Below are 16,605 nucleotides of genomic sequence, written 5' to 3'. Positions count from 1 at the left end.
GTAGGCAACAATTTGTTGTGTTCACTGCTAAAACCACAACATGGTAAATATTGTGCTGCATCATAGCATCTGCCTAATGAAAATCATCAGATTTTTAGATTCCTTTAATCTATTCAAACCGATAAGTGTAAATAATGGGGTGGTAATAGGCTTTGGGAACTACCAAAAAATTCGGAGACACCATGAGTGTTGAGCAAAAACGCCGCGCCCTGATTACAGGGGCAAGTAGTGGAATTGGGAAAGCAACGGCTTTAGTCTTTGCAAAAGCGGGAATAGATGTCGCTTTAGTCAGCCGTTCTTTGGATAAATTAGAGGCGGTAAGAGAAGCCATAGAGCATACTGGGGTGGAAGCGAAGGCTTACGCTGTAGATTTAGCAAATATCACCAAAGTCAAAGAAAAGATCCAAGCGATCGCCCTTGACTTTGGTGATATAAACATTCTGGTAAACAATGCTGGCATCGCCTATACAGGCACTTTGAGCGAAATCCCCCTAGAGGGCTGGCAGCAGGTAATTGATTTGAATCTCACCAGTGTATTTCAGTGCATTGTGGGGATTTTACCGTCAATGCGCGATCGAGGCACAGGTACAATTATCAATGTCGCCTCAATTGCCGCCAAGCAACCCTTTCCCGGTTGGGGAGCATACAACGTCAGCAAAGCTGGTTTGATAGCCCTCTCTCAAACCCTGGCACAAGAAGAACGCACTTACGGCATTCGTGTCACAGCTATTTGTCCTGGCGCAGTCAATACCGAACTTTGGGATACAGAAACAGTCCATGTCAACTTAGACCGTTCCAAAATGTTAACCCCGCAAATTGTGGCTCAGTCAATTCTTTACACAGTTTTGTTACCACAACAGGCAGTGATTGATGAATTGACTTTGATGCCTAGCGCTGGCGCACTCTAATTAGTCTTTTGTCTTTTGCAAATGACCAATGACCAATGACTAATGATTAAACCATAACCAAGACTGAATCATGACTATTGCTAGTTCCAACGGTTCCAATTGCTCTCAATCGCCTCTGATTCCCGACTTGGCAGAAGCCATAACTCCAAGACCCGATCGCAATACCCACAACGGGCGACAAGCGGATGTGTTCCCGCCAACAGAGGAACAGCTGGACGAAATGAAGGAAGCCGTGCGGACACTAATATTGGGAGTTGGCGAAGACCCAGAACGTGAAGGACTTTTAAAAACACCCAAACGAGTAGCCGAAGCAATGCGCTTTCTTACTAGTGGCTACAACCAATCTCTTGAAGAACTCGTTAACGATGCCATTTTTGATGAAGGGCATAGCGAGATGGTATTAGTTAGAGATATTAACTTTTTTAGTCTGTGCGAACACCACATGCTGCCATTTATGGGTAGAGCGCACGTTGCTTATATCCCCAACCAAAAAGTTGTTGGACTGAGTAAGCTGGCGCGGATTGTTGAGATGTATTCCCGTCGCTTACAAGTACAAGAGAGACTAACCCGCCAAATTGCCGAAGCAATCCAGACTGTTCTGGAACCTCAAGGCGTTGCCGTAGTCATGGAAGCTAGCCACATGTGCATGGTAATGCGTGGTGTCCAGAAACCAGGTTCTTGGACTGTCACTAGCGCAATGATTGGTGCATTTCAAGACGATCACAAAACCCGCGAAGAATTTTTTAACTTGATTCGCCACCAAGCGGCGTTCTTTTAAGGAATGGGCATGAGCCATAAGAAGCAGGGGAGCAAAGGGGCAGAGGGGCAGAAGGGAAAGACTTACCGCAACTTCTCCCCTGCTCCCCTGCTTTCCAATTTCTCAAACAACTTGGCTACTTTATCTAAATCCTTATCTCCTGGTGCGCGCTCCACACCACTAGATAAATCAACGCCACTAGGATTAACCTGATTTAAGGCTTCCACAATATTATCGGGTGTTAGTCCTCCTGCTAAAAACCAAGGACAACTAGGGCTAAATTGTTCTAACATCTTCCAATCTAAAGTTTTGCCTGTACCACCTAGTTGTTGCGGATGGTAGGCGTCAAGTAGCAAAGTATCTACATCTTGTGTATAATCAATCGCTGTGTCAAGATGCTCAAGACTACGAATTCTCAATGCTTTAATAATTTCGATGTTGGGTAAAGCTTGACGTAGTTGGTAGCAAAAATTTGAAGATTCATCTCCGTGTAACTGCACACCAGTCAACCCTGAATCAGTAACTATCTGATTGATTTCAGAAATACTAGAGTTGGCAAAAACCCCAATTATGTCAATATTTGCCGGGAGTTCTGCCACTGCTGCCCGAATTTGTGATGTAGTTACGTAACGAGGCGAGGTTGGCACACAAATAAATCCTAATGCCGTTGCGCCTAGAGAGGCGATCGCCATAGACTGCTGTGGTTGGGTGATGCCGCAAATCTTAACGCGCATGAATATTTAACAAATTTAAACTAATCATCAGAAAAGTCTAAACTATCTAAAAAACTTTTGGGCCTGGTAATTTTATAATCTTGTAGGTCTAGATTAACTTTTCCATTTAGGAGACAAAAGCTTGACTTACTCTATTTTACTAGCAGCCGCTGCTCGATCTGTTCCCGCAACACCTGCGTGGACTCCCACAGTAGGAATCATCATCAGTATTAGTAGCTTAGTAATAGTTTTACTAAGTACTAGGATTGAAAAACCCCTAGTTGGCCCCAAGTTCCCTATCCTACCGATTAGTATTCCCACATTCGCTGCTGCGATGGCTTTTGGTCATATTATTGGCGTTGGCATCGTTTTAGGACTAACTTACATCGGTCGTCTGTAGTTTGGTAATGACAGAGGTGTTACTTGTAACCCCGCTATCAAAAACTCCTAAAAACGATTTTGGGTAGGGGAGCAGGGAGGACAAGGGGACAAGGGGACAAGGTGACTAAAGTTAGAACTTGCAACAAGTCTTTCCCTTCCCCTTGTCTCCAATTCTCCTTGTCCCCAAGTCTCTTCCCAATGCCCAATTCCAAAGTTTTGCTCACAGGCATTAATTGTCTATTCTAGAAATAAGAGCATTTCGTTACTTGTTACTACCGAATTGATGCTCAATATAAATGTGTATACGAATATGCATAGCATTTTGGTATAAAAAGTACTAGCAATATCTAGTTTTAGGGCAGTGTAATGCAAACAAATTGGAGAATTGGGTCATTATTTGGAATTCCCCTGTTTTTAGACCCGTTATGGTTTGTGATTTTAGGGTTGGCAACCCTGAATTTTGGTGTAGCTTATCAAGAATGGGGAAATGTTATAGCTTGGAGTGCTGGAATAGTTATGGCACTGCTGCTATTTGGTTCGGTGCTATTACATGAGTTGGGTCACAGCTTGGTAGCCCGATCGCAAGGTATTAAAGTTAATTCAATTACCCTATTTATGTTTGGCGGAATTGCTGCTATTGAAGAAGAATCTAAAACTCCTTTCAAAGCCTTTCAAGTAGCGATCGCTGGCCCTTTAGTAAGTATCATCCTATTTTTCCTGCTACGTCTGGCAGTTTTTGTGATACCTGATACTAATTACCTCAGGATCATGGTCGGAGATTTAGCGAGAATTAACTTAGTGGTAGCTCTATTTAACTTAATTCCCGGCTTACCTTTAGATGGAGGGCAAGTGTTAAAAGCAGCACTATGGCAAATCAAGGGTAATCGTTTTGAAGCCGTACACTTGGCTGCAAGGGCAGGACAAATATTGGGTTATGGTGCGATCGCTTTCGGATTTTTTGTAGATTTCGTTACTAGAGAGTTAGTAGTTGGTTTGTGGATTGCGCTGTTAGGTTGGTTTGCTGTCCGCAACGCTAACACCTATGACAACATGACCACATTGCAAGAAAGCCTACTCAAAGTAGTGGCGGCCGATGCGATGACTCGTGACTTTCGCGTAATTGATGCTGACCAAACATTGCGTTCTTTTGCCGATTTATATCTTTTAGAGACAGCTCCCTCACAAGTTTATTTTGCTGCTTCTGATGGACGTTACCGAGGTCTAGTTTCCATTGACGATTTCCGTTTAACTCAAAGAAGTGAATGGGAAACCGAAACCTTACATAGGATAGTGCATCCTTTGACAGAAATACCTACCGTTGTAGAATCAACATCGATCGCTGAGGTAATTAACAAGCTAGAAAATGAGCAGTTACCTAGAATTACTGTACTTTCTCCTGCTGGTGCTGTAGCTGGTATCATAGACCGGGGAGATATTGTCAGGACGTTGGTAGAAAAGTTAAATTTGCAGATCAGCGATGCGGAAATTAAGCGCATCAAGTCAGAAGGTAGCTATCCAGCTGAGTTGCAACTGGGAGTAATCGCAAAGTCAACTATAAATTAAACGTCATACACTTGTCATAGGTTTGCAATAGATACGTCAAAAGCGTATGTGATATTTAATTTGGTATTTGGTTACAAAATGCTTTTTTTGGGTAAAAGGTAGGACTTCCTACCTTTTTTATTTTTAAAAGCATGACATCACCAAACAGCCCATCGTAGACATCGCCTCATGATGATGGGAAAATGAAATTAAAACTTCAAGTTTAAAGTGAGTAAAATGTAAGCACGTGATATACTACACCTCTGACTTACCCTGGTTTTATGGCACTGCCAATTGTTGCAATTATCGGACGCCCAAATGTGGGCAAATCCACCCTGGTTAATCGACTCGCCGGGGAACAAACGGCGATTGTCCATGATGAACCGGGAGTGACACGCGATCGCACTTATCTACCAGCTTTCTGGAATGATCGCGAATTTTTAGTCGTAGACACTGGTGGTTTAGTTTTTAATGATGATACCGAATTTTTACCACTGATTCGCCAACAGGCAATGACAGCCCTTGCAGAAGCGTGTGGCGCTATTTTTGTAGTAGATGGTCAAACAGGCCCAACATCAGCAGATTTAGAAATTGCTGAATGGATGCGCCAACAACCCGTACCTGTACTATTAGCAGTAAATAAATGTGAATCCCTAGAACAAGGCTTAATGCAAGCTGCTGAATTTTGGGAATTAGGACTAGGCGAACCTTACCCCATCTCCGCGATTCATGGCAGTGGCACAGGAGAGTTACTTGATGAGTTAGTTAATCACATCCCTGCTATTGAAGACATTCCAGAAACTAATGAAATCAAAGTAGCAATTGTGGGACGCCCAAATGTGGGCAAATCGAGCTTACTCAATTCTTTTGTCGGGCAAGAAAGGGCAATTGTCAGCCCCATATCTGGCACAACCCGCGATGCTATTGATACCGTCATTGAACGAGCCGGACAAACTTATCGATTGATTGATACTGCTGGCATTCGCAAAAAGAAACACATCGAATACGGCACAGAATTTTTTAGTATTAACCGTGCTTTCAAAGCGATTCGCCGCGCTGATGTGGTTTTATTAGTACTAGATGCTGTCGATGGAGTCACCGAGCAAGATCAAAAATTAGCTGGGCGAATTATCGAAGAAGGCCGAGCTTGCATCATCGTCGTTAATAAATGGGATGCTGTCGAAAAAGACTCTTACACAATCTACGACTACGAAAAAACTCTGCAATCACGGTTACATTTTACCGAATGGGCAGAAACAATTTTTGTGAGTGCCTTGTCAGGACAACGGGTAGAAAAGATTTTAGAATTGGTGAAAACGGCGGCTGAATCACACAAACGCCGTGTCAGCACATCAGTTATTAACGAAGTCTTAACAGATGCCGTCAGTTGGCATTCACCGCCAGCATCTCGTGGTGGGCGTCAAGGCAAGATTTATTATGGTACACAAGTAAGTAGCCAACCACCAACGATCGCTCTATTTGTCAATGACTCCAAACGCTTCAACGACAACTACCGCCGCTACATTGAACGGCAATTCCGCCAACAGCTAGGATTTAAAGGTACACCAATTATTTTACTGTGGCGAAGCAAAAAAGTCCGTGATGCCGAAAATGGTAATGTTAATAGAGCAACACGCGTCAAAATAAGTTAGGAGTACAGACGCGATTAATCGCATCTGTACAGGAGTTATGTAGTTGAAGTCAAAATTGCTAACTATAGAACTTTATCGACTTGAGTTTGATAGCGGCACAAGGTGAAAGTTATGAGTTAAAGTCAAAACTCCTAACTCCTCACTCCTAACTCCTAACTGTATAACTCTAAAATGGATTTATTGCGATCGCTGCCACTTGGACTTTATTTAGAACAACCCCAAACTTGGCTGCATAAAATCGATCCGCGAGTCAAGTTCGCTTGGTTAATGAGCTTTTTAACAAGCTATGTTTTGGCTAACAACAATTGGCGGGTGCTACTGGTAGTAATATTGATTATTGCTACCTTGATTGCCAGGATTCCCCGACGAGTATGGCAGCAGCAAATGGGTTGGCTATTAATGCTATCGTTTTTTGTCTTAGCGATCGCAGCCATCAGTCCTGAAGGACTGGGTGTAGATTATCAGCCACGGCTACCAGCTAACGAACAAATATTAACCCAGCCATCAAACTCTAATAATCTTGCTCAAGAGCAAGTAGTTGATAAAAAAAAATACAGCTACGTGCTATTTCACAAAGGCCCAGTCAAAGTGACTCGCTACTCCTTAGATTTAGCAGTACGCCTGAGTACACTTATATTTACCGTAATTTATAGCACCAACTTGTATCTGCTGACAACCGCACCAGAAGAAATCACATCTGGCATTGAAAGCTTAATGCAACCCCTACGACGCTTCAAGTTACCTGTCACAGAAATTGCTCTAACTCTAACCTTGTCCTTGCGTTTTATTCCCTTGGTTTTAGAAGAAGTACAAAACTTATTTCGCTCCGTAATGACAAGGGCAATTAATTGGAAAAAGCTGGGATTAAAAGGAGCATTCAAGGTTTGGCTGACAGTCGCAGAGAGACTTTTGGAAAATCTGCTCTTACGAGCCGATCAAATGGCGAATGCTATGATGGTACGGGGTTTTACCAGTCCTAACGAGCATCGAGTGCAGTGGCACGATTTACGATTAAAAGGACGTGACTGGCTGGCGATCGCAACTTTAATCTTATTCTGGGGAATACGACTAGCTATAGGAACTCAGGTCTAAATTTTACACCGAAAAAATGGTAAGAGATAATACAGCAGAATTCAGGAGTCAGAATTCAGGAGTCAGAATAGGAAATTGAACAGCTACCCACTGATAAAATTGATCCCCTACTATTTAGCGTAGATTTTTGGTCTGAACCAGCCTTACGCAAACCTACAAACTAATCTTAATATTTTTTACAGATTCCCTGATGAATCTTTGCACAAAACTCAGGTACAAATTGCACCACTGAAAATGCTAGATAATCAATAAACCTTTTGCATAAATCAAAAATAAAAATCCACCCCACTAAAGCTACACTTTTTTCCTAAAAGCTTGCCATATTGAGTGTCAGGGACTTTTGCAAAAAGTCTAATATAGCAAAAGCCTTGGTGGTTAGGACATTAACAGATGAGAAAATCTAGCCACCAAAAGACTTTTCACCCAGTACCCAGTCCCTAGTCCCCAGTCCCCTGCTATAAAAGATAGCTTTCTTTCCTGTACCCAATCCCCAATTAGGATTTTGTGCCATTGGGCGACAGTTGTGGCAGTATAGAAAGAAGTTGAAAATTCGCTGTTGCCGTTGGGAACTTCAAAGGGTGTTTTTCCTTCCCATATCGAACTTTCAACAAGAAGATCGGCGCTATTTTGTGCCTTGTCCCTACAGATTGATAAATCGAAATCACCAAAGCAGATGGTGATATTTGTCCACCAGCCTCTACTTTTTGAATCTACGCTTCGCGACTTCTCTTGTACCATTGCGCTTCACTATAGCCGTAGTCACACAGGTTAGGACATTTGGAAACGGTGAATGCTAGAGTTAGCAATAGTTTTACCTCCTGCCTCCTGCCCTCTGCCTCCTGCCTCCTGCTATACCACTAGCTTCATCTGCCGATTAGGAACTAGATCGAGGTCTTCGTAACCGCAGTTTCGCATTTTAAGCAAATATTCTGACGAATGTTGGTATTATCGTCTGAATGTTTAGAATTCCCTGCGAAAAGATATATATACTTCCACGTTGACTACACCTTGACTCTTAAATGAATCCAGAAAACGCAGAAACTTACATAAACCATCCAACTTGGGGTTTACTCTACAAAATCTGTATGGTTGATGAGAACCAGGATTTGTTCACCACACTTTATGCCCAGCGTTTATTTTTTTTGGTGGCAAATGACGTTAAAGGTGTTAAATTCCAGTCTCTAGGACGTACTGAGGCTAGAATGATGTTGGAAAATCGCTTACGTACCCTGCGGCGCAGTGGGCAATCTCAGGAGTACGATCAGCTTCAGAGTGTTTTCCAGCGCACCTTCCAATGAACAGTTCGATTTCCGAACGTATTGTTACTATTCGTTCCTCCCTGCCAACTTCAGTCAAATTGATTGCTATTAGCAAGCAAGTTTCTGCCCAGGCCATTCGGTCTGCATACAACGCAGGAATTCGTGATTTTGGGGAAAGTCGTATCCAAGAAGCTGCCAGCAAACAAGCCGAGTTGCAAGACTTACCGGATATTACCTGGCACTTTATTGGACATTTGCAAAGCAATAAAGCCAAAAAAGCCATCGAGCATTTTCCTTGGATTCACTCCGTGGATAATTTGAATCTGGCACAGCGCTTAGACCAATTGGCGCAACAGCTAGGAGTGAGTCCCCAGGTTTGCCTGCAAGTGAAAATTCTTCCCGATGCCAACAAGTATGGTTGGAGTGTGCCAGAACTTTTGGCTGATTTACCTACACTCAATTCTTACAAAAGTTTACAAATTCAAGGTTTGATGACAATTCCACCTTCAGGATTAAATGATTCCGAAATTCTCAGTGTGTTTAATCATAATCGTGAGCTAGCCAAAGAAATCCAGGAGCAAAACTGGTCGCATATTAAAATGCAGCACCTATCTATGGGTATGTCAGGCGACTACGAACTGGCAGTGCAAGCAGGCGCAACGATGGTACGATTGGGAACAATCTTGTTTGGCGATCGCTCTTAGCTGATTAATCATCAGCCTGACTCTTCAGTATTAATAGAAGCAAAGGATTTGATGACAAGAATCTTGTAACAGACTGGTGCAATCCGAAACAAAGGATATAGTATTGACAAGAGCTATCGCCAAGGAGAAATGGGGTATGAAGGACTTTCCTTCGGATAAACCTTAGGATATAATCTTGACTCATTATTGTGTTTAGGCGATGCACAGACCTTTCCAATAAGTGTCAGTTCATCGCCAAAACTCGTAATATGGGCTACAACTAGCAATAAAGTTGTTGAGGTATCCACCGATGTCGCGTAGTTTACCGCCGTAGGCATCGCTCCTAGCTCAATCAATCCTCAGCCAAGTCAATGCAGGCAATTCGCATCAGGAGAGTACACGCACCATGAACAATATATTTTCCAAACTCAGAGACTTTGTGGGTCTAAATGAGCAAGTAGAATACGAGTATTACGAAGAAGAACCAGAAACAGATAATAATTACCAAAATCTGTATCAGCAAGAAAATCCTCAACCAGCACCGCAAGAGAGTACAGCCGCTCAAAATCGACGCTGGCGGGAACCAGTGCCTACAATGGGAGATGATATGACAGCAGGTTCAAAGCCAATGGGGAATGTGATTGGTATGCCAGGAGCAATTAACGGAATTTCAGAAGTTTTAGTACTCGAACCACGCACCTTTGAAGAAATGCCCCAGGCAATTCAAGCGTTGCGAGAACGCAAGTCAGTGGTATTAAATCTGACAATCATGGATCCCGATCAAGCTCAACGAGCAGTAGATTTTGTTGCAGGTGGTACTTACGCATTAGATGGACATCAAGAGCGCATCGGTGAGAGCATCTTTTTGTTTACACCAAGTTGTGTCCAAGTTAGCACCCAAGGTGGTGTTCTGCATGAAGTACCACAACCACCAGCACGTCCATCTCGTCCTACAGGTACTCCAAATCAAACCTGGGGCAACGAAACTAACCGGATGGCACAATAAAGTTAAATTAGTAATTAGTCCTTTGTCCTTTGTCCTCTCTTACAAAGTTCTGCTTGGAGGAAACCTCCGCTCAAAGCCAGCTCGCCCAAGTCGAGAAACCCTTCCTGTGCGACTGGCTCGACTTTGTCATTTGTCGTGGGTTTTACTCATGGTGACAAACGACTAATGACTAATGACCAATGACTAACTAATGACTAACTAATGACTATAAAATTTGGCTTAATTGGTGGTGGGGTAATGGGAGAAGCACTCTTATCCCGCCTTATCGTGCGTGGAATTTATCAATCATCAGAAGTCATAGTTAGCGAACCGCTATCTTTACGCTCAGATTTTTTAAAGCAGCAATACGGTGTTGCTGTGACGACAGATAATAGCCAGGTTTTCACCGAAGCAAAAGAAGTTCTATTTTTGGCAGTGAAACCGCAGGTGTTTAGCGCGATCGCTCAAGAATTAGCAGATATTAATATTTTTAATAGAGAACACTCACCCCTGATCGTTTCCATTTTGGCGGGTGTACCTTTAAGTCAGCTAGAAGCTGCATTTGTGCAATTGCCAGTGATTAGAGCAATGCCCAACACCCCGTCCACAGTGGGAGCAGGAGTTACCGCGATTTGTTTAGGTGCATATACCAATGCCAAGCATCACCAAATAGCACAGCAAGTTTTTTCTGCTGTCGGTGAAGTAGTAGAAGTTTCAGAAGCACTGATGGATGCAGTTACAGGGCTATCTGGTAGCGGCCCCGCTTACGTAGCGCTGATGGTAGAAGCACTTGCAGATGGCGGAGTAGCCGCAGGTTTGCCTAGAGCAATTGCCAATCAATTAGCCTTGCAAACCGTACTGGGAACAGCAAAACTGTTGCAGGAAACCAAACTACACCCAGCAGAACTCAAAGATCGTGTTACTAGTCCTGGTGGTACAACCATTGCAGGAATTGCCAAGCTAGAACAAGCAGGATTTCGTTCCGCTTTAATTGAAGCGGTCAAAACTGCCACAGAGCGATCGCAAGAGCTAGGAAAATGAGAGACTGGGAATTGGGGACTAGGAACTAAAGAATAGGAGCTAGCAACTGGAAAAAAGTTTTCCAAATACCCAATACCCAGTCACCAGTGCCCAATACCCAATGCCCAATACCCAATGCCCAATACCCAATGCCCAACGTTAGTATAGTAAACAATCTGGTTGCAAATGTGATTGAGTGAATTATCCTGCACCGTCTCCAGAACTTGACTTAGGGTTTATATTTCCCTTTGAACTGGATCAGTTTCAAAAAGATGCGATCGCGTCCCTGAATGCCGGACGCTCCGTAGTCGTATGTGCCCCTACAGGTTCGGGCAAAACATTAGTCGGGGAATACGCCATTTATCGCGCCCTAGCGCGAGGAAAACGTGTATTTTACACTACTCCCCTGAAGGCGCTGTCGAATCAAAAATTACGTGACTTTAGAGAAAAATTCGGGTTTGAGCGAGTCGGACTGTTAACTGGAGATGCTTCCATTAACAGAGATGCACCGATTTTGGTGATGACTACAGAAATTTTCCGAAATATGCTCTATGGTACACCCATTGGGCAAATTGGCATCTCATTAGTAGACGTTGAAGCGGTGATACTTGATGAATGCCATTACATGAATGATCGCCAGCGTGGTACTGTTTGGGAAGAATCAATCATTTATTGTCCCCGTGAAGTGCAACTGGCAGCTCTCTCAGCAACGGTTGCCAATAGCGATCAACTCACCGACTGGTTAAACCGCGTTCACGGTCCAACTGACTTAATTTATTCTGATTTTCGCCCAGTTCCCTTAGAATTTCACTTTTGCAATCCCAAAGGGTTATTTCCCCTGCTGAATGATAGCAAAACCAAAATTAACCCCCGCCTTCTTCAGAAGAAAAAGGGGAGAGGAGGAGAAAGGGATAGAGGGAGAAATGGCAGACCTGAAGCTCCGGGTATAATTTTTACCCTTAGCCAGCTAGAGCAACGGGATATGCTACCAGCGATTTACTTTATCTTTAGCCGCCGGGGATGTGATAAAGCGGTGGCGGAAGTCGGTGATTTATGGCTAGTAAATAATGAAGAGTCCCAGATTTTGCGGCAACAGATTGATGACTTTTTAGCTCGCAATCCTGAAGCAGGGCGTTCTGGACAAATTGCACCCCTGTATCGGGGAATTGCTGCCCACCACGCTGGGATTTTGCCTGCTTGGAAAGCACTGGTAGAAGAACTATTTCAGCAAGGGCTGATTAAAGTAGTATTTGCCACTGAGACACTAGCGGCAGGAATTAATATGCCTGCCCGGACAACGGTAATTTCTACTCTTTCCAAGCGTACTGATACTGGACATCGCCTGTTGAACGCTTCCGAATTTTTGCAAATGGCTGGACGAGCAGGCCGCCGGGGGATGGATAAACAAGGTCATGTGGTGACAGTCCAAACTCCCTTTGAAGGAGCCAAAGAAGCCGCGTATTTGGGAACATCCAAGCCAGACCCTTTAGTAAGCCAGTTTACGCCCAGTTACGGCATGGTACTCAACTTGCTGCAAACCCATAGCCTAGAGCAAACCAGGGAACTGATAGAGCGCAGTTTTGGGCAGTATATGGCTACCTTGCATTTAAGACCAGAATACGATGAGATTGCCGAATTACAAACTCAATTAGCTCAACTTCATGAGCAAATCGCCGCAGTTGATGAAAATGAACTGGCTGTTTATGAAAAATTGCGGCAACGCCTGAAGGTGGAACGCCAGATATTGAAAACCTTGCAAGAGCAAACACAGTCAGACCGCCAAGAGGAATTGGTGATGATGTTGTCCTTTGCAGTGTCAGGAACTCTATTAAGTCTCAAAGGCAAAAATATTACAGTTTCTTCACCTGTAACCGCAGTTTTGGTAGGAAAATCGCTTAGTTCTGGTCAAGCTCCTTACTTAGTATGCTTGGGGCATGATAATCGGTGGTATGTGGCAACCACAGGGGATGTAGTCGATTTGTATGCCGAGCTGCCGCGAATTGAAGTGCCACCTGATGTACTACCTCCGCCAGAGATGCCTTTGAAGCCAGGACAATCGCGCCGTGGTAACGAAGAAAGCTTTGCGATCGCTGTACGTATTTCCAATCCGATAGAATCTTTGCATCTAGCACCAGAAGTAGCAGAACAACTCAGTCGCACTACCGCCGTCCAAGAACAATTAGAAGCTCATCCTTTACATCAATCAGGCAATGCAGCTACGCTTTTCAAGCGCCGCGCCCGCTATGTTGAACTAGAAGCCGAACTCGAACAGTCACAAGGACAAGTAGAGCAACAGTCACAACGTCATTGGGAAGAGTTTCTAAATTTAATTTCAATTCTGCAACACTTTGGCGCTTTAGATAACTTAGTCCCTACGCAATTAGGGCAAATCGCTGCCGCCATTCGAGGGGAGAATGAATTGTGGCTAGGTTTAGTGTTCGCTAGTGGTGAATTAGACTATTTAGATCCGCATCATTTAGCAGCAGCAGCAGCAGCTTTAGTAATGGAAACGCCCCGTCCAGATAGCAAAGTTAACTTTGACCTCAGCAATGAAGTGGCAGAAGCATTGGCAAAATTACGAGGAATTCGCCGCCAAATGTTCCAACTACAACGGCGGTATAATGTAGCACTGCCGATATGGTTGGAATTTGAGTTAATTGCGATCGTGGAACAATGGGCGTTAGGAATGGAGTGGACAGAACTCTGCGAGAATACCACTTTGGATGAAGGCGATGTGGTGAGAATATTACGCCGGACGTTGGATTTATTATCACAGATACCCCACGTTCCCCATTTACCAGATTCTTTCCAACGCAATGCCTATCGGGCGATGCAGTTGATTGATAGATTCCCTGTGAATGAGGTGGTTGAATAAACAGGACGCTCTTACGTTTTTACATGGGGATGCACAGACACCATTACGTGATAGAGATTGCTGACTCGCTGTTGTGTTGGCAATCGGCTGAACAACTTGTTGCAATAAACCTCTTGCACAAATGCAAAATTTGCCATTATCCCCCAACTCCTTCTCCAATATTGGGAGAAAGGGAGCCTATTTCAATACTCAAAAACTCCACCCCCTTGTAGGTGGAGTTTTCATTTGCGGGTTTGAAGTATTACTACAAACCGCCCCAACAATCAATTTACATTTGACCAAATAATAAATAGTGGTGGTACGTAGTTAAAAATGCTTTTTTGGTTATATTTGTTTTATACATGATTAATCAGTGTATCTAACAAAAGTTATAGTCGCTATCAGCGCTATTCAATCTTAGTACACTAAGTTTCCAGTACCCTGCAACTGACGCAAAGAATTTATACATAATGGACAGTCGCAGCCAAATACCCTGATTGCAGCGTCGCTTTCTTCTTCAGTAAAGTTCAACATGGCAATATTCCGATCTGATACTGATGTGACAATAGTTGAAGAACTTGTAGAGGTATACGGGCGTTTTCTCTCTGAATCTCGAATACACACAAAATCTTTTCCACCATGTGGATTAGTGATACAGGTACGACCGTCTTGTGTGTGCAGTAATCTTTGTGTAATGCTACCACTAGCATGGGCAGGATGAAATGTCACCAGCGTAGACATCATTGACACAAAAATTGAGGAACTGGAAAGCAAATTCAGGAGAATTTTTTTGTTCATACATTTCCTTGAAAAAATTGTCTACTAGATTAGGGTATTCGATTAACTTTCAAACTTCAAGTAAATTTTCCCTGAGAATAGCTAGATAGACACTTGTTACCTAAGAAAGTTCCATCTCTATACTAGTTTGATCGGAATTTATTTACTACAGCATAATTCAGCAATCAATTAAGCTTAATGTCTAGCTTTTAGACGCAACATTATGTAATTCAGCAAATTTTAATCTGCTGTATATTTTCAATATGGTGTTTGCTTAATGTAAGTATAAAAGCTTAATTTAGATTAAACCTTGTAATTAGCAGCTTTAGCCCTTTAAATTATTATACAGAGTAATAAATCGCTCACTACGAACAAAAGTTATATCTAAGATTATTCTATCAAGTTGAAAACTGTTATCGCTAAACTTACCAGCTTGTAAACTTTAATTTTTACCAAAAGATAACATATATATTTATCAAAAACTTTGATATAAATTCTCATTAAAAAAATCTAAATTTATAAAAGCTTCTTTTTTAATTGTATTTTATAAAAGGCTGATATCTCAATTAATTTACTAACCTACAAAGAAAAAGATGAAGCAGAAAGTACATTCATAATCTTCAGGTTGTTGCAACTATGAACATAAGCATCACAAAAATCATAACTATATTCATAATCACAATCATGATGAGAATCATAACCATGACCATAATCACGAACACGGTGGAGAATTCAATCTGAAAAATGAGATATTACCTTTGGTAGGAATTTTAAGTTGATATGCGGCTGGTGTAATTTTTGAAAATCAATTACACAATACATTCTACTCAATAGGTGAATATCTGCTTTTTATTCCTGATTATTTATTAATTGGATAAAGTATTCTGAAAAATGCTGGGCATAATATAGTCAAAAGTATAATATTTGATAATTTTTTTTAATGGCAGTAGCAACATTATGGGCGATCGCAATACATAAATTATCCGAAGCGGTCGGAGTCATGTTATTTTAAAAAATTGGAGAATTGTTTCAAGATATTGCCGTCTATTTGATAAAATATTGGGTTTACATTAGTCATTAAAGGTGTATTTATTGGGTTGAGTATTTTTAGTATAGCGACAATGTGGGAAGCTGTATTTGCTGATATCAGAGTAGCAATACTGGCAATTTTAAACGTAACTAGAGCGATGAAATAAAACTTTTGAAAATCAGGAATCTGGTATTGGGAAATTGTAGTAGTTAAATTATGAGTATTTTTAACTCATAAGCTGCTATCCAAAATAAAACTTATGCATTTCTCAATCGAAGTCTTTGCTACAGTTACTTTCGCTTTACTGTTAAACTATTCAGCAAACCCAGCCTTTGCACTACCCCAGAAAATCAATCATCCAGTTACTATTGCTAAATCGCAACCCATAAAAGATACCTTAATTGTTCCTGGGGAACGAGTGGGGCCAATCACACGCAAAACCACCATGCAAGATTTAATCAAGCTGTTTGGTGCATCGTGCCTCGTTGATAAAACTGTCTCTGGTGCTGAAGGAATAGGTAGTTTTGCAGCTACTCAGTTAAATCTAAATCAGGGGCGCTCTCTGCTAGTAGTATGGAGTGATAATACTCGTACTAAACCCCTAGATGTGCGTAACCTGGGTTCAGCTTGGAAAACCCGCGAGGGTATCGGTGTTGGAACACCTTTGAGCGAGTTACGTAAAAAATTAGGTAATTTTAAACTTTATGGATTAGCGTGGGACTACGGCGGTACTATTTTGCTGGATAGTAGTAAATTATCCCGTTATCAAGGCAAACTTATTTTACGAGTAGATACGGCTCCCAACGCTTCTGAGAAGTTCTCCAACGATTACCAATCAGTATCTGGGGATGGTACTTTTTCCTCTAGCAATCCCCACTGGAAACCTTTGGGAATTAGGCTAGCAGAAATTATCGTTGTACTGAATCCAAGTGAGTAGTTATATGCTAAATAT

At 42.3% G+C, this 16,605-nt stretch carries 17 protein-coding genes; 12 read left to right on the top strand and 5 right to left on the bottom strand.

What is annotated here, in order from left to right:
- Nucleotides 1-182 precede the first annotated feature (182 nt).
- The gene (locus tag V7K79_RS23950) at nt 183-908 is read left to right on the top strand and encodes an SDR family oxidoreductase (protein WP_335051083.1); all 726 of its coding nucleotides are present in this window, start codon (nt 183-185) and stop codon (nt 906-908) included.
- Nucleotides 909-978: 70 nt separating this feature from the next.
- Entirely contained in the window at nt 979-1,686 is a 708-nt protein-coding gene (gene folE / locus V7K79_RS23945) for a GTP cyclohydrolase I FolE (RefSeq protein ID WP_335051082.1), read from the top strand.
- A 62-nt stretch (nt 1,687-1,748) separates the two neighbouring features.
- Here folE and V7K79_RS23940 read toward each other — a convergent pair whose 3' ends face one another.
- Nucleotides 1,749-2,399 (bottom strand): phosphoribosylanthranilate isomerase, encoded by a 651-nt coding sequence (locus V7K79_RS23940; RefSeq protein WP_335051080.1) that lies wholly within the window; start codon nt 2,397-2,399, stop codon nt 1,749-1,751.
- A gap of 121 nt (nt 2,400-2,520) precedes the next feature.
- Here V7K79_RS23940 and psaK point away from each other — a divergent pair, with 121 nt between their 5' ends.
- The 4 genes from psaK (at nt 2,521) to V7K79_RS23920 (ending at nt 7,045) form a co-directional block, all read left to right on the top strand.
- On the top strand, nt 2,521-2,778 hold the full coding sequence (psaK, locus tag V7K79_RS23935) for a photosystem I reaction center subunit PsaK (protein ID WP_335051078.1): 258 nt from the start codon (nt 2,521-2,523) through the stop codon (nt 2,776-2,778).
- Nucleotides 2,779-3,125: 347 nt separating this feature from the next.
- Nucleotides 3,126-4,322, top strand: a complete 1,197-nt coding sequence (locus V7K79_RS23930; protein ID WP_335051076.1) for a site-2 protease family protein — start codon at nt 3,126-3,128, stop codon at nt 4,320-4,322.
- 260 nt (nt 4,323-4,582) lie between these two features.
- Complete coding sequence (gene der / locus V7K79_RS23925) at nt 4,583-5,953, top strand: ribosome biogenesis GTPase Der (protein WP_335051075.1); 1,371 nt, start codon at nt 4,583-4,585, stop codon at nt 5,951-5,953.
- 171 nt (nt 5,954-6,124) lie between these two features.
- Complete coding sequence (locus tag V7K79_RS23920) at nt 6,125-7,045, top strand: energy-coupling factor transporter transmembrane component T family protein (RefSeq protein ID WP_335051073.1); 921 nt, start codon at nt 6,125-6,127, stop codon at nt 7,043-7,045.
- A 375-nt stretch (nt 7,046-7,420) separates the two neighbouring features.
- On the opposite strand, the gene V7K79_RS23915 is transcribed toward V7K79_RS23920, so the two are convergent.
- The gene (locus V7K79_RS23915; protein ID WP_335051071.1) at nt 7,421-7,783 is read right to left on the bottom strand and encodes a hypothetical protein; all 363 of its coding nucleotides are present in this window, start codon (nt 7,781-7,783) and stop codon (nt 7,421-7,423) included.
- Between the two features lie 281 nt (nt 7,784-8,064).
- Between V7K79_RS23915 and pipX the strand changes: the two genes are divergently transcribed.
- Both pipX and V7K79_RS23905 read left to right on the top strand, forming a co-directional pair.
- Nucleotides 8,065-8,343, top strand: a complete 279-nt coding sequence (gene pipX / locus V7K79_RS23910) for a transcriptional coactivator PipX (protein WP_109010971.1) — start codon at nt 8,065-8,067, stop codon at nt 8,341-8,343.
- The gene (locus V7K79_RS23905; RefSeq protein ID WP_335051069.1) at nt 8,340-9,008 is read left to right on the top strand and encodes a YggS family pyridoxal phosphate-dependent enzyme; all 669 of its coding nucleotides are present in this window, start codon (nt 8,340-8,342) and stop codon (nt 9,006-9,008) included. Before pipX ends, V7K79_RS23905 begins: the two co-directional genes overlap by 4 nt.
- 113 nt (nt 9,009-9,121) lie before the next feature.
- On the opposite strand, the gene V7K79_RS23900 is transcribed toward V7K79_RS23905, so the two are convergent.
- Complete coding sequence (locus tag V7K79_RS23900) at nt 9,122-9,325, bottom strand: hypothetical protein (RefSeq protein WP_335051067.1); 204 nt, start codon at nt 9,323-9,325, stop codon at nt 9,122-9,124.
- A gap of 68 nt (nt 9,326-9,393) precedes the next feature.
- Here V7K79_RS23900 and V7K79_RS23895 point away from each other — a divergent pair, with 68 nt between their 5' ends.
- From V7K79_RS23895 to V7K79_RS23885, 3 genes are all read left to right on the top strand, one after another.
- A complete protein-coding gene (locus V7K79_RS23895; protein WP_334912133.1) occupies nt 9,394-9,993 on the top strand; it encodes a cell division protein SepF in 600 nt (199 codons plus the stop codon).
- A gap of 201 nt (nt 9,994-10,194) precedes the next feature.
- The gene (proC, locus tag V7K79_RS23890) at nt 10,195-11,013 is read left to right on the top strand and encodes a pyrroline-5-carboxylate reductase (RefSeq protein ID WP_335051065.1); all 819 of its coding nucleotides are present in this window, start codon (nt 10,195-10,197) and stop codon (nt 11,011-11,013) included.
- A 175-nt stretch (nt 11,014-11,188) separates the two neighbouring features.
- Nucleotides 11,189-13,867 carry a DEAD/DEAH box helicase gene (locus V7K79_RS23885; RefSeq protein ID WP_335051063.1) on the top strand — a complete coding sequence of 893 codons (2,679 nt, stop codon included), beginning with the start codon at nt 11,189-11,191 and terminating at the stop codon, nt 13,865-13,867.
- A gap of 11 nt (nt 13,868-13,878) precedes the next feature.
- On the opposite strand, the gene V7K79_RS23880 is transcribed toward V7K79_RS23885, so the two are convergent.
- Both V7K79_RS23880 and V7K79_RS23875 read right to left on the bottom strand, forming a co-directional pair.
- The gene (locus V7K79_RS23880) at nt 13,879-14,004 is read right to left on the bottom strand and encodes a hypothetical protein (RefSeq protein WP_335051062.1); all 126 of its coding nucleotides are present in this window, start codon (nt 14,002-14,004) and stop codon (nt 13,879-13,881) included.
- A 259-nt stretch (nt 14,005-14,263) separates the two neighbouring features.
- The gene (locus V7K79_RS23875; protein ID WP_335051060.1) at nt 14,264-14,644 is read right to left on the bottom strand and encodes a hypothetical protein; all 381 of its coding nucleotides are present in this window, start codon (nt 14,642-14,644) and stop codon (nt 14,264-14,266) included.
- Between the two features lie 1,268 nt (nt 14,645-15,912).
- On the opposite strand from V7K79_RS23875, the gene V7K79_RS23870 reads away from it, so the two are divergent.
- Complete coding sequence (locus V7K79_RS23870) at nt 15,913-16,590, top strand: hypothetical protein (protein ID WP_335051058.1); 678 nt, start codon at nt 15,913-15,915, stop codon at nt 16,588-16,590.
- The last annotated feature ends 15 nt before the right edge of the window (nt 16,591-16,605 follow it).

It is taken from the genome of Nostoc sp., from assembly GCF_036917575.1.
Classification (GTDB): Bacteria; Cyanobacteriota; Cyanobacteriia; order Cyanobacteriales; family Nostocaceae; genus Nostoc.
Note: the sequence above shows the minus strand (reverse complement) of the source record. Positions and strands in the feature narration are given on the sequence as shown.

What these genes read in the sequence shown, in the direction of transcription:
- V7K79_RS23950 (WP_335051083.1), top strand. Translation starts at nt 183, where the DNA reads ATGAGTGTTGAGCAAAAACGCCGCGCCCTGATTACAGGGGCAAGTAGT.
- folE (WP_335051082.1), top strand. Translation starts at nt 979, where the DNA reads ATGACTATTGCTAGTTCCAACGGTTCCAATTGCTCTCAATCGCCTCTG.
- V7K79_RS23940 (WP_335051080.1), bottom strand. Translation starts at nt 2,399, where the DNA reads ATGCGCGTTAAGATTTGCGGCATCACCCAACCACAGCAGTCTATGGCG.
- V7K79_RS23930 (WP_335051076.1), top strand. Translation starts at nt 3,126, where the DNA reads ATGCAAACAAATTGGAGAATTGGGTCATTATTTGGAATTCCCCTGTTT.
- der (WP_335051075.1), top strand. Translation starts at nt 4,583, where the DNA reads ATGGCACTGCCAATTGTTGCAATTATCGGACGCCCAAATGTGGGCAAA.
- V7K79_RS23920 (WP_335051073.1), top strand. Translation starts at nt 6,125, where the DNA reads ATGGATTTATTGCGATCGCTGCCACTTGGACTTTATTTAGAACAACCC.
- V7K79_RS23915 (WP_335051071.1), bottom strand. Translation starts at nt 7,783, where the DNA reads ATGGTACAAGAGAAGTCGCGAAGCGTAGATTCAAAAAGTAGAGGCTGG.
- pipX (WP_109010971.1), top strand. Translation starts at nt 8,065, where the DNA reads ATGAATCCAGAAAACGCAGAAACTTACATAAACCATCCAACTTGGGGT.
- V7K79_RS23905 (WP_335051069.1), top strand. Translation starts at nt 8,340, where the DNA reads ATGAACAGTTCGATTTCCGAACGTATTGTTACTATTCGTTCCTCCCTG.
- V7K79_RS23900 (WP_335051067.1), bottom strand. Translation starts at nt 9,325, where the DNA reads ATGCCTACGGCGGTAAACTACGCGACATCGGTGGATACCTCAACAACT.
- V7K79_RS23895 (WP_334912133.1), top strand. Translation starts at nt 9,394, where the DNA reads ATGAACAATATATTTTCCAAACTCAGAGACTTTGTGGGTCTAAATGAG.
- proC (WP_335051065.1), top strand. Translation starts at nt 10,195, where the DNA reads ATGACTATAAAATTTGGCTTAATTGGTGGTGGGGTAATGGGAGAAGCA.
- V7K79_RS23880 (WP_335051062.1), bottom strand. Translation starts at nt 14,004, where the DNA reads ATGGCAAATTTTGCATTTGTGCAAGAGGTTTATTGCAACAAGTTGTTC.
- V7K79_RS23875 (WP_335051060.1), bottom strand. Translation starts at nt 14,644, where the DNA reads ATGAACAAAAAAATTCTCCTGAATTTGCTTTCCAGTTCCTCAATTTTT.
- V7K79_RS23870 (WP_335051058.1), top strand. Translation starts at nt 15,913, where the DNA reads ATGCATTTCTCAATCGAAGTCTTTGCTACAGTTACTTTCGCTTTACTG.